7 protein-coding genes are annotated in these 13814 nt (G+C 37.8%); all 7 read right to left on the bottom strand.

All coding sequences use genetic code 11. From position 1 onward, the window contains the following. Nucleotides 1-163 precede the first annotated feature (163 nt). Nucleotides 164-538: a hypothetical protein gene (locus IE867_RS13270; RefSeq protein ID WP_192485196.1), complete on the bottom strand. Its 375-nt coding sequence runs from the start codon at nt 536-538 to the stop codon at nt 164-166. Nucleotides 539-571: 33 nt separating this feature from the next. Then, complete coding sequence (mobF, locus tag IE867_RS13265) at nt 572-7756, bottom strand: MobF family relaxase (RefSeq protein WP_192485195.1); 7185 nt, start codon at nt 7754-7756, stop codon at nt 572-574. Nucleotides 7757-7810: 54 nt separating this feature from the next. Further along, nucleotides 7811-10000 (bottom strand): type IV conjugative transfer system coupling protein TraD, encoded by a 2190-nt coding sequence (gene traD, locus IE867_RS13260; protein WP_192485194.1) that lies wholly within the window; start codon nt 9998-10000, stop codon nt 7811-7813. Between the two features lie 342 nt (nt 10001-10342). Continuing rightward, a complete protein-coding gene (locus tag IE867_RS13255) occupies nt 10343-10765 on the bottom strand; it encodes a hypothetical protein (RefSeq protein ID WP_192485193.1) in 423 nt (140 codons plus the stop codon). Nucleotides 10766-11276: 511 nt separating this feature from the next. Next, a complete protein-coding gene (locus tag IE867_RS13250) occupies nt 11277-11690 on the bottom strand; it encodes a hypothetical protein (protein ID WP_192485192.1) in 414 nt (137 codons plus the stop codon). 823 nt (nt 11691-12513) lie between these two features. After that, nucleotides 12514-13467 carry an Rpn family recombination-promoting nuclease/putative transposase gene (locus IE867_RS13245; RefSeq protein ID WP_192485191.1) on the bottom strand — a complete coding sequence of 318 codons (954 nt, stop codon included), beginning with the start codon at nt 13465-13467 and terminating at the stop codon, nt 12514-12516. After that, complete coding sequence (locus IE867_RS13240) at nt 13467-13772, bottom strand: HU family DNA-binding protein (RefSeq protein ID WP_192485190.1); 306 nt, start codon at nt 13770-13772, stop codon at nt 13467-13469. The genes IE867_RS13245 and IE867_RS13240 overlap by 1 nt, the downstream gene beginning before the upstream one ends. Nucleotides 13773-13814 lie beyond the last annotated feature (42 nt).

Genomic DNA, 13814 nt, shown 5'->3' with positions numbered 1-13814 from the left:
GCATTTACGTATAATGCTAAGTTATCTAAACATGAGGGTTATGGGGTTGAGCTAAAGGAAAACAAGAGAGAATCAGATGAATATATCGCTGATCTTTTAAGTGGGGAGGTTGATTCTGAGAAATTGAAAGGGGCTAAAGGGAAATAAATTGAATTAAAATTTTCTAAGAATCCTTGCCAAGAACATCTGAGCTTACTCCATAATACTTATCAAATGTTCTCTTAACTCTATCATGAAAGTTTTTATAAATATAGTGGAAATGAATTCCATCAGGAGGACCTGCACAAATTTTCTTTAGCAAATGCTCGAAGAAGTCGATATTAAACTCATGTGTCTTTTCCGTGATTAAATCAGGACATTCAAATTTAGCCGTTTTATCTAGCACTTCAAATCCCTCATTTTTAGTCATTACTCGCCTATTGATATAGCGGTTAATTTCTGTCGTCCCATCGCTTACATCTCCCGCGATGATAGCGATGATCAAGTTACACATACGCGCCATTTCACCATAAGCTTCATGTATATTAAAATCATTCATAGTAATACTCCAAATTATATAGTTTAAGATTATTTATTTAGTAAACTGTGGCTTAACAATCTGTTTATCTATCGATTTAGGCACAATATCAACGTCCTGTTGTTTGTATTTTTCCGTAATATTTTCATGTGACTTCATCGTTTGAGCTATTGAATCTATATCCTTTTGACTGATAGCTAGGTTATCTTTATGCAGTACATCAATATGCTTTTTAATTGATGATATATCTATATCGTGTGATTTATTGACATATTTAATGACACTTTCAACGTCATTATGTTTTAAATCACCCTGTGATACCATCTTATCAATTAATGATTTCATGCTTTTATCATGCTTTAATAAGTTTTGATAGGCAGGATTAAGCGTTTCAAAAACAGCCTTTACACCGTCCTTTTTAAGGGTATCGTTATAATCCGTTTTGTTATCGCCAATCATGTCAGGTGCTACCACAGTAACATGCTTTCCCGCACGTCTAAAGACATTAACCGCTTTAACAATCGATGAATCAGTCGCAATATCTTTACGGTCATTATCAGCGCAAATAAGCACATTATCTTTAAGCATATTAGGATTGATATTCGCAAAGTTTTCATTACCACCCGCAGCTAAAATATGAACGTCTTTAAAAGCTTGCTTGATAGATAAAGCGGTCACAACCCCCTCAGCTAAGAAAGTAACATTGTTTGACTTTTCATTACCTTTGCTAATTAAAACAGCACTGCCTAGTTTCGTCCCATTCGTTCTTTTGCCAACTTTGAGCTGCGACATTTTCTTGCCAGTGACACGCTCAAGGTATATTGATTCAACAGCGGTTAATTCGCCTTTTTCGTTTTTAAATTGGGCGACTAACGCAGGTTGATATTTACCTTTGACTTCATTGGAATAAACACTGGCATTGTATTTAACATCGGCACCTTGATAATCCTTAATCCCTCGATGCTGTGTTAAGTATTTCTCTGCTAATGTGCCTTTAACTGGGTGTGATTTACTCCAAATTTTAACGGCACGTTCAAACGATAGTTTTTTACGCTCATCATAAGGAATATCCTTGCTTAACGCTTCATGGTTTTTGGTTTCCTTAATATCATAAGCTTCTGGCATAGAGATCATTCTAGCCCCCTCAGCTACAGCGTCAGAGTAGTTTAATCCTTTCTCACGCATGATGAGTGAAATTAAATCGCCATGATCATCGGTATTAGAAAAATCAATATAATGCCCCCTAAACTTACCTGTTAAGGTGACTTTTAATGAAGCACTATCCCGCCCAAAAGCAAGTACCGTATTATTAGAACGCCCCTTGTTTTCTTCACCAAGCAGCCACCTTGCGACATCTTCTGTTCGTTTTTTCAATTCTACCGAGACCTCAGCCCCATATTTACGAATATCAAAACGTCCTTGTGTGTCACAGTATTTAGGGTCATAGACCTTTTCAGCAAAGACCGTATTAGCATATTTTTTTTGGTTTTCAGTGCCATTACTTAGGATTTTTCCTTGTCCTTTTATCGCATTGTTGTGTTCAACGGTATTGCTAGATGATAACCTCACGCTATTTTGATGATGGCTTTTATCTTTGACATTCGCGTTGTTCTTACTATTTTTCTTACTATCTTTCTTCTCCTTTTGTTTGTTCTGTACAGCATAATATTCAGATTCAGCAACATCAAAGTCATCCTTTAAATCTGACATATATTGATCATAATCTTTCATATCAGATTCATTATGCGTTGGCATTATTTGCGTATAGCGATCATACTCATGTAATGAATCACTAATCTGTTGCTGTTCATTATCCTTTTCTTGATGTGTGGCTACTTGATTTTGAGCATAGCTATCCTGTCTTTGCTCGGCTTTTTCTTTTTTGTAACGATCAAAATGCTCAGTTAATGTCACCTCACCTGTTACCGCATGAATCGCGATTTTATTGTCGTTAAACGCCTCTTTGACACGATCTAATAACGCCTCTCTATCATCGGTAAAGACTTTTATATGCCTAACACCCCTTGTGAGCGTTACATAAAGTGAACGCATATTAGCTAAAGGCGAGGTAGATTTTTGTGCTGTAACTACTAACTCTTTATCACTCCCTTGTGATGCCATTGTCGTCATACTCAGGGCATAATCCCAATGTAGTGTTGCTAGATTGTTTTTATCTAGTACAACTTTTTTATTATCCTTTTCCTCATTAACCAATGTAACAAGACCTTTATCTTGATCAATGGACGCAACACGCATTTTGTCTTTAGCATAAATTCCGCTGTCTTTATCCGTTCTCGTCATAATCAATGTTTCATTGACAGCAACCTCATTTTGCTTAACTTCAAACAAACCATTAAAGCGATGATTTGCTTTAGCAGGGGCAAAGTGTGTAAGCTTGTTAGTGCTTAGGTTTCTTAATGACAATAGATTGTTTTTACTATCTACAGCCATGATCTCATAATAATTATTTTGACCTTTTTGCATAACCATACCCGCCTCATAAGTATCAATCGCTTTCATCTTTTCACTCTCAATATTGAGATTTTTAAGGCGATCAATGACGATATTTTTCTTTTCATCTTTGGCAATAACGCCATTGTCTTTGTCATGTTCCCTTACCATTGCCGTGATATAGTCACGCTCCTTGTGTGCATCAAGAACAGTTAAGGTGTCAGCGCGACATTCAGCCGTTCTATTGCCTAACTCGTTAGCGGTATCTATACGCATTTTTTCAATCTTCATGACTTTGTATGCGTTCTTAACCTTTTGAATAAATGCAGGGCTGCCCTCAATCGCCTCAATAGGCTTACCATCAATTAACGTATTAATGGCTTTTGCTAATTTGATTTTGTCATCATTAGATGGGTCAATTTTAGAAATATCGATTTTATCAGGCACAGATTCCACAATATTGAGCTTAAGCTCAGGGGTTTTAAATTCGGCATTATCTCGATACTTCACTTCTCCATGTGACTGTTGCTGATCTAAAAACTGTAATGCTAATTCAGGATTTTTCTTAGCAACCGCATAAACGGCTTTTAAGTAATTGTCATCTTTTTGACGCTGTACCTCATTCATGACCGCTACATCGATCTTGTCCGCTAATACCAGTAATTTAAAAGGCGCACCCGCACCTAAAGATTCCAACTGCTTAATGTCACCAATAAAAACTGCACGCGCATTATGCTTTTCAACAATCCGCATAAAATCAGCAAAATCTTTATTTGAGACCATTGATGATTCATCAAGCAAAAATACTTTGTTTTCAAGCTCGCCTTTAGGTTTATTTTGATGATTCCCTACAAAAGAAGTGCTGCTGTGCTTTTCATCAAAGGCTTTAAGTTCACTTAAAACCTCTTTAGACCGCTGAAAAATCAGTGATTGTGCTGTTTGTGAAGTGATATTTTTATCACTTAATGACTTAACGGCATCATGCGTAGGTGCCAGACCAATAAACTCAATTTTACTGTCTTTACTTTCGTTACTTTCTTTACGCTCGCCATTAGAATGATCAGCCTGTGCACTATCTGAATTATCTGCATTACCACCATGATTCACAATCTCGTCAACATGCTCAATAATATTTTGCGCCTGTTGTAACATCGTTGATTTTCCAGTACCCGCATAACCTTGTACAGCAACAAAGCGATCTTGTGTATTGGTAATCAGCTTAACCGCAGCAATTTGCCCTTTGGTTAGTGATCTACCCTGTGTTATCTCACCATCTAACCCATCAAGATAGCGTTGCGTTTGCTCAACAGTTGCTAAGGGAGCCACTTGCTTCTTGCCATTTTCACACGATGTAATAATTGATCTTTCAAGGGCAATAGCTTCTTTAGTCGTCCATACCATATGATCTTTTGAAGCAATAATCTCACCATCACTGAATTTCTGATTCAATACTTCCATAACATCGCCAAAATCAATGGTTTCTTTATACTCATTCAAACAATGCGCTACAGCATCTTTGACTAAATCAGTATGCTCAAATGCCGCTTGCCTATCAGATAAAACAGCAATGACATGTTCAACTGATTTTGTCATGTGATCTTTGTTGATCTCAATATTTAGCGCAGTTAAGGCATTGCTTAAATCCGTCATTAATTGTTTATTGGTATTGGCATTAATATATTGCGTTACCGTTTTTGCACTTGACCCTAAATGAGCATGAACAATTGACGTGATCACTGACGGCTGAACCTTGGATTGCTTCATGCGGTTTTGTGCTTTCTCAACATCATCGGTGATCAACTCAACGCTACCTGTGGCTTTTGCCATTAACTCACTGGCAACTTCTTTACTTAACGCATATTGTTTAAAACTGGCAATAATTGCCTTGTCTTCATGATGTGATACATAATCTAATGTTCGGGCATAGTCATATTGCAATGTTGATTTCTCTAGCTCGCTTTGCTTAACCTTGATTAGCTCACCGTTTCTATCAACTAAGCTGATTTCTTGATTTGAACGGTCAAAACCATGAACAACATAGCTATGCCCTTTCTTCAAACCGTGTGCTTTTGATTGCGTAATCATTAACTTTTCTCCCTTAATAATTTCCATAGGGCTAGTGGCAATTAAAGTAAATGGGTTGCGGTTAGTTAAAGGATTAAAAGCCGTTTCTTTTACTTCTTTTACTCCTTTTACTTCTTTAGTGACTTGATCACCTTTGAAAAACTGCTCAACTGGATTGCTCGCATCAAGCTTTGTCGTCTTTACCGTGTTATTACTTTGATCAACGCCATTGACCCGATAAGACATAATGCCTTTGCCTTTAACAAAAAAATCAATCCGCTCAACTTGCGTATAGTTTTTTGCCACCTTTGCCTGTTCGGGGGTTAGATAAACACGCTTTTCCATATTCAGCGTCAATATATCGTCAGCCTGTAATGGGTTGTGTGTTTTAACTGATTCACGCACCATGTCATTTAATGCGCTTGCTTCTCGTTTAGTGGCTGCGACAATTAACGTGTTAGCTTTCTCTTGTGCGCTTAATCCGTTATAGGTATTCACCACTTTGTCGATATGTGCCTGATCACGATCTAGTGATTGGCTCCCCTGTGACTTAAGCACATTGACCTTATTGACCTCATTAACTGCCTGAATATTCAAAGATACGGGGCTTTTTTCCTGATACTGCCAGTTAAATTGCTTAATCCCACCAGTCGCTAAGGTTTCAGTAATATTGCCATTGGCTTTTTGCACCCCATTTCTATTTAAAAAGATAATCTTAGCCTTACCTTTTTGCGTTATTTCTAACAACTTCTTAGCATCTTCAACCGATAGCTTTTCAGCTTGATCAACCACGATAATGTCACGCTGTGATAGTCTGTTATTTTGATTATTTTGATTATCTTTCGTGTCACTAGCATGGCGATAAGTAAACCCGCCCAGTGTTTCAATATATTCATGATCTTTGTTAAACAAAAAAGTGTTCTTAACCCAGTCAAATAAACTTTCGGTTTTACGTATCGGTTGTTGGGTATTTCTCGCTAAATCGGCTACGTGATAATGATTCGGTGCTAATACCTTGATACGCTTGCTTTCCTCTTGAGCGCAATGGATTAGCGCATTAATCGCTTCTTTAGCCGAGCCTTGTATATTAATCATATTGGCTTGCTTGGAGCTTGCCATTACCCCCATAATTGCTTGCACATTATCTTTCATAATCGGTAAGGTGCTTATGGCACCCAATCCTAAATTAACCTTAGCCCCTTTGACTTGATTGCCTAGTAACTCATGAACGGATAGCTCTTGTTGCTTCTGTTGATCTGTGGTTAAGGTTTCATTGGCTTTGTCTAATGGAATGATCTCACCTGATTTGATCTTTTCATCAATAGCAGCTTTTAATTCAGCAACCGTCATTGCTTTATCAATCGCAAAGTCATCAATGGCTTTATTTAAAACATCTTGATAACGCATACGTGTTTGAAAACGTGCCATGTGTGACACGGTTAGCTCAACAACCGCCTGAGCAACATCGCCTTGGTTAATCATGCTAAGGTAATCAGCATTACTTTTAACGGTTTGAGCTGCGCCTGTTACTTGATTCAAGCCGTCTTTTACTTGGTGCGATTTATCAAGCGTAACATCTAGTGATTGTTGACCTTGATTAACTTGATTGTTGTTCTTGTTTTGAACATTGGGCTGTGTCGCTTGTTTTTCCTGCGTTTCCTGTGTCTGTTGATTTTCCTTAGCCTCTTTCATTGCTTGAGAACGTGCCAAGACCTCTTTATACAACCCAACCCCATCAAATGCCGCTTTGCGATCTTGCCATAAACTATGCAGATAAGACTTCTCAACATACGCTTTACTTTTGCGTGTATATTGCGCGATTTTGTCAATTGTATTAGCGTCTGTAACGCCAAGCGCAAAAGCTTTCTCAATAATCGCTTTTCTGCGTGTTGAAAAACTATCTAAGAAATCTTGAGGAATATCTGAAATGTTAAATTGACCATTGCCTGTTGCATGTGTTTTATAACCGCATTGACGAACACGCTTATTTAAACTGGCTTGATAGAGTTTACCCAGATAAATATTTAACTTTTGATCATAAAAATCATCAATATTGATTGCCCTTAATTTACCCTCATCGTCCATTGCCATATTAATCGCTAAAGCATGGGTATGTAATTGCGGGTCAAGATCACGAGAGACTTTATGCGTTTCCATCGCATAAATAATTTGATCGGTTTTAACACGCATTAACTCACCTGTGGCTTTATCACGAACACGCATAACGGGAACCAATCGCGCAAACTCAGCCATCGCATCTTTAACCGCAGATTGATGTTCTTTCATTAAACGATAATCACCAAACAATAATGCCATCGCAGATACCGACTTAGGCGCACTAAACACAATATCATGCCCCGCACAACGGACACTATTGGCTTGCCCACCCTTAGCAGCACCTCGTTGTACAGTTTGCCCCATTAAGTGACCCTCTAACACTTGCGCCAGTTGTTCAGAAGTAACTTCTTTGCCTAACAATCCCGCTTTTTCAGCCAATGCCCCGCCCCATTCAGATAAGCTGCGATCTTTGCTATTCTCAGCAATGACATAATCGCCATAGTCATTTTTAATACTTGACGCATCAATGCCTAGCCTTTGCGCTTCCTCTTTTGTCATCAATTCAACATCTTTGACATCAAGGTGCTTTTCTTCATCTTTGTAGTAGTTGGCAATATTCATTGATTGAGACATGTTCGATGTACTCAGTTTTCTTGCTTTAAGCATTGGTAACTCCTTTATGTAAAGTTTGAAAAATGGGTACAAATAAACAATAAGTGATTAAATTTCCTTTTCGCTCACCGTATAAGGATTTGCTTTACCCACATCACTATGTGACTTCTGATTAATTGCTTTAACGTCATCATGACGTGTTTGATTATCTTTGATTGCCCCTGCTGAGCGCATAGCGTCAAGCGTCTTTAAATTCGCTTTATCTTCTATCGGTTCAGCCGTCTTGGTTTGATTTATTGATTGTGTTGATGGTTGATTTAAAGAAGCCTTTGCTCGATGGTTTATCTCTTGGCTATCTTCAACCTTTGATTCAGTTGATTCAGTTGATTCAGATTGTGTTGCTTGCCCAGATTGCCCTGCTGTGTGTACAGACGAGCTTGTGCCGTTATCGGTATTAATGACATTAACAACTTCCCCTGTGGCAGTGTTAAAATTAGCCCCGCCATGACTACGTGCCACTTCATAACTTAACTTATTTTCAAGGGCTTTATTGATCGGCATGTCACGCTCAATAAAACCAGATCGAGCCACCTTATTTGCGCTTAACTCTTTTGTCTCTTTGGACAAGGTTAATTTCATCTTAACTCGTGGTACATGAGCAGGGAGCTTGATATAGACCTCAAGATCGTTCATATCTTGAATTTCAGTATAACTTACTATGCGCTTAGTCCGTCTGGTTGGGTTTATCGAAATACCATCACGCACTGATTCCGCACCGTACGAGCTTGACTCTAACCGTTCAATAACCTCACACTCGCCAAGCTCCTTTGATATTTCATCGGCAATATCCGCTGAGGTTGACCGTAAAAAGACTTGTGTTGATAGTAAATCAAAAATCTCTTGTGCTTCATCACGTCCATACGTTGACCTAAGCTGCGCCTTGTTCTGTATCCCCAAAATACAACTTAACCCATAATTGCGCCCAGTGGCTAAGGTATCAGGCAATGACGTTAAACGGTTTAACTTCATCAATTCATCAAGAATCAACCAAATTCTACGTTGACGTGAACGCTCAAGCGATTTGACATGCGTTGTGAGCAACCCTATCCATAATGAAATTAACGAACGAATCGCCTGTATATCCTTGTCACGTATCACCACAAAAACACATGCCCCTTTGTGATCATTCATCACCCACTCACGAAACGAAAACTTAGGACGTGACGGCTCCTGTGGCAAAAAGCGTAATGCCTTAACATGATTTGTGATAACCGCCCTAATTGTAATTGCTGTCTTGGCAATATCACCGTCAACCAATTGTTCAGCGGGTGTATCCTTTAATACCTCTTGCAATTTTTCTAAGGGATAATTTAAACAATACTGCAACAACGCTTCATACGATGTTTGCCCTCTTTTTTTCATCTCTTGCATCAAGCTTGATAGTAAGTTACGAGCCGATTGCACCCAGAACTTATCCTTATCGGCTTCATCGGGAATTAAAGCCGCTGCAAAGTTATCGTAATCAATTGTTTCAACACATTCATCCCATGCGTTCCAATTAGGGCAGCGAGCATCAAAAGGATTTAAAATAATATCCCCTCTTGATTCATCATAAAAACTTTGTGCATAAGCTCCCCCATCATCTAAAATAACCGCACGATGATAACGTGGGCGAATCTGGCGCAATAAGTCTTTAACAATAACCGTTTTCCCTGTACCTGTTGTGCCATGTAATACAATGTGTTTTACTTCGGAATCATAGACTAAATGCTGTTTCCCAATCATTAATGGTGAAAGTCTATTTTCAGATTTAAGCATTTTATTAACCGCTTTAGGGGTGCTAACACTTGAGCCTCTCACTAACTCCTCACCGCTAAACTTAGCCTTTGTTCTTCTTCTGATCATATACCCCGCAATTAAAAACAAAGGTGTCCATATACTGAAAGGGATAATAAACGCCCAGAATAACTTGTTATCAACCTTGGCAGCTTTCCGACTAAAATAAGGCTCCTCAAATAATTGACGGCTCGTGAATTTATCAGAGATTTCACGCCCATTCTCTAACCCAATCACTTTGACATTTTTAAGCGGCTTATCGGTAAACTTGGCAGCAATCTGTGCTTTTTTAAGTCCAACCCAAGCAGAAACCTCGTATTTATTCCCTGTATAATAGGCAATACTGGCAAATGACAGTAATAACAAACAAAAATACAAGGCGAATATCTTAAGTATTACTTGTTTAAACATGCGCCAGTTGTGAAAAAATATTTGACCGCCTCGGGTGGTGTTTTTGAACATAGATGAAACTCCTTAAATGAATGATTAATAATGACTTTTATTGTTTTGTTATTTTTTGTTTTTTAGGTTAAGACTGGACTAAGCAACGCCTACCCATCTTTTGAACAACGACCCGCCACCCTTTGCTTAAAGCATCTTTGACAATGCGGTTTTGCGTCCAATAGATGAATTGCGGGTGGTAATTCGGGCAAAGTGATGTATTGATTGCCTTTTTTGGGGCAAAGTTATGCTTACGGTATCTCATGGTTTGATTCCTTTAGTTCCTTTGATGTTTTTAATTTTTTTGTTTAAAAAAAGGGAAAATTGGAGGGCTGTGCAGGGAACCCTTTTTTAAAGTTAAATTTATTCAAAATCATTGATATCAGGATAGAAAAACATTACCCCAGTCTTGTTGCTATATGACAATATTGATTTTAGAACGATTAAACTAAGTTCATTCTTTGTGTTCTTTTGTGCTGAATGTGCAGACATTAAACGCCTATATATAATTGGCACACATTGAGGATTGTTATTTATGAAATCAGCTTTATGGCAATCAATCACCTTTAAACAATGCGAAAGTTCGCATAAATCGCTGATGCTTCGACATAAAAGTGCGTTTTTAATATCAATTAAACAAGCAGCTTTTAGTTTATTGTCAGCATTTGCTTTTAACACCCTAATACATTCTTCAAGCATATAAACAATATTATGCTTTAAAATCTGTCTTTGCTTTTCTATTTGCTTTCTATTGGGCGTGTTATAGTTTAACTTAATAATGGTCATTTTTTTGCTCCTTATGTTAATAGCCTCTAGTCGGAATACGGCAGTAAACCGGTCACAGTGATTTAAAAATAGCCCTCTAGCCCTTACCCCATAAGCGATTGCTAAGGTGTTGTTTAAAAGATGATCTTGCATTCTTGGCACTTCTTCCACAGAGGGGTAATTGAGCTAATCAGATAATGACTAGGCGATCAGTTTAAAATTAATCAATAGCGACCAAAGCCATATAAAATATAGCGTTAAGGCACTTTCAGGGAAAATCAGTGCTATCTGTAATTATGCTATTGTGGCATCTCAGCGAAAAGAACTTAATTAGCGTCAACGACAATTACACTGTCATTGACGACAACAAGTAATACAAAACAAACCTATATGATATATGGCTTGGCGTTGGGTTAAACTTGCCCTTGATTGTGATTAATTTTGTCAGTTACAGCACCTCAGCGCAGAGAACTTAACAGCAACTTAGCCGATTTGTCCTAAATTTTCAGCTAACAAAAATGTGACCCTTAACCTAAGCCACCCTCTCACGCTGAAACGGATTACAAAAAGTCTGCCTCTCCCTTGTCACTAAATTGTAATGCGTCACTTGATGACGTGGCAATGCCATATCATTGTAGTTTTCAACTTCAATCATCACGGCGTGATCAATGACAAGCTCAGTTTTACGATTGTCGAAACATTGATTAATCATGAATCGTGCCTTTCTAGCGTAACTGCCATCATCAAAGTAAAAGTACACCGCTGAATACAGATCATCGTCTATATGATGATGAACAGCAACAACATACTTGCTATCGTCAGGCTCAAATAAAGTGACATCTTTGTAAACCTCAACAACATCAAGGTGCATGGGTAGTATCAGTTTACTACCTTGAAGCTTTATTTTATCGTGAATATCACGTTGTATATTAAGTTTTAGTTTCATGGACTGGCTCCCTCTCAAGAAATATGAATATTAGTTTTTGCTCATGTTCGATCACGACCAAATATGCAGTTTTTAAAAAATTGACGTTTTTCGGCTTATAACGCGGGCGTTTTTTCGGTATATTTTCAAAATCAGTCTAAAAATCCATTTTTTTAGCAGTTTTGGTTAAAAATTCGGCTTTCATATTTAAGCACTGTTTAATGATCTTAAATATGCCAATGCAATCGTTCAAAATCAATAAAAAACGCGCTTAAATCGAATTTATTGGCGTTTTTGTGGTATTTTTCGTTATTGTTGATTGTTATTTGCACTTGTGACGTTAAATTATCGATGATTTATCATATTTTTAATGTAAAGCGCACTGAACAAAAAACGATCCCCATTTTTGGGGGTTCTTCCACTGGGTAAAAAAGGGTATTTTTAGCGATAACTTCCACCTATTGTATTATTTACAGCCAGACTAGCCCATAGCGCAACTTCAGGAACATATACTGATCAACCACTTTACATTACTTGGGGTAGAGCAATAGACCCTTATATTGATTGCTTTTTAAACGAATGGACTAAAGTCGTGCCAGAGCAACAGAGGTTAATGCGTCACTGAATCTTAGCACCTAAGATTTGACAGCCTCATTTCCTATTTTGCGACCACGATTGTGGTAAGAAAAAAGGAAATGGAGTGTTTTTTGTGAATGTGGCACCTCAGCGTTTGTACCTTAACAAGGGGTATTTAAAAAAATTTACGTATTTCACTCTTTAGCACAACAGCTTTTTGAGGTTACATTTCATGCCGAAGTGGGACTTTTAGCCCAAATCTTCAAGCCTAATGTTTCGTCTTAGTGCCAATTTCTTTTTTCAGTTTAAGGACAGTATCAAGGTCAAGGTTAGTAGCTTGTGCAATTTGCTCATTAGACAATAAACCCATGCCTAATAGGTTACGTGCAGTATCTTGTGCCTTTAAAACCGCACCTTGTTGCATACCTTGTTGTTCTGCCTTTTGTTCTCGCCTTTCTAGGTAATTCATAAACTCACCACCTGTATTCTCATTAATAACACCGATTAATTTATCTATCGCTTCACTGTCAATATCATTGCGACTTTCTATATATGAGAATACTTGATTTAATAGATTATTGCCAGATGTTATGAAATATATTGCTTGTTGCGGATACTGTAACAGCCACTCTATCAGCTTATCTGCCAAGTTATCCCGACTGTGTTTAAGCATATATTCAAAAACTAAATTAGCGTCAAATTGCCCTAAGTCATCATCGCTCATGACGGTTAAATCAAGCAAGTTAAATGACTTGAACATATATTCTTTGGCTATTTCCTTATCCTCGAAGCAGTCAAAAATGCTTGTCGAATAAGGATAAGGTGACTCTTTGCCGTGATATATCACTGCGGGTAAAATAATAGGTAACTTACTATACCCCTGTTGCAAATGCTGTTGCATGATCTGTATAACATACAACAACAGTCTAAATGACATTAGCTCGTCACTGCTTGACTGATGCTCAAACAAAAAATATAGATAAACATCTTTGCCGTCAAGCTTAGTCATATACAACACATCACCGACCACTTTACGCAAGTTATGCTGTATAAACTCAGTCGGCACTTGCTTAAAATGTTTCAAATCCAGTTTACTTAACAACTCTTTTGAATATATCTGTTTCAGTAACGCCTTAGCCTTTCTTTTTTCGGCTAGATTGGCTTTAAAAAAGACATCATGCGGTGTCGGTAAGTTGTTGTTTAACTCGTTATTGTCAGTCATTATTTACCATTAACAACGGCTTTTAAGCTTTTACCCGCAGTGAATTTTGGCGTTTTAGATGCCTTGATTTTTAGCACTTCACCTGTCTTTGGATTGCGACCATCACGAGCTGCACGTTCGCCTACGCTGAATTTTCCAAAACCAAGAAAGTTGACTGAATCGCCACTTTTGACAATATCAGTAACCGCTTCAACAAACGCATCAACTGATCTGTTGGCATTATCCTTGGTTGCGTTCATTTTTTCTGCAACTAACGCCACAAATTCCGCTTTATTATAATTTTTAACTTCTGTTTTCTTAGTCATGTGGTAACTCCTTTAAAATTAACATAATGAAAATATACCTTG

Source organism: Cysteiniphilum marinum, from assembly GCF_014857925.1.
GTDB lineage: Bacteria > Pseudomonadota > Gammaproteobacteria > Francisellales > Francisellaceae > Caedibacter > Caedibacter marinus.
Note: the sequence above shows the minus strand (reverse complement) of the source record. Positions and strands in the feature narration are given on the sequence as shown.

Bases quoted from the DNA above. Each gene is read 5' to 3' on its own strand.
- IE867_RS13240 (WP_192485190.1), bottom strand. From the start codon at position 13,772: ATGACTAAGAAAACAGAAGTTAAAAATTATAATAAAGCGGAATTTGTG.
- IE867_RS13255 (WP_192485193.1), bottom strand. From the start codon at position 10,765: ATGACCATTATTAAGTTAAACTATAACACGCCCAATAGAAAGCAAATA.
- IE867_RS13245 (WP_192485191.1), bottom strand. From the start codon at position 13,467: ATGACTGACAATAACGAGTTAAACAACAACTTACCGACACCGCATGAT.
- IE867_RS13250 (WP_192485192.1), bottom strand. From the start codon at position 11,690: ATGAAACTAAAACTTAATATACAACGTGATATTCACGATAAAATAAAG.
- mobF (WP_192485195.1), bottom strand. From the start codon at position 7,756: ATGCTTAAAGCAAGAAAACTGAGTACATCGAACATGTCTCAATCAATG.
- traD (WP_192485194.1), bottom strand. From the start codon at position 10,000: ATGTTCAAAAACACCACCCGAGGCGGTCAAATATTTTTTCACAACTGG.
- IE867_RS13270 (WP_192485196.1), bottom strand. From the start codon at position 538: ATGAATGATTTTAATATACATGAAGCTTATGGTGAAATGGCGCGTATG.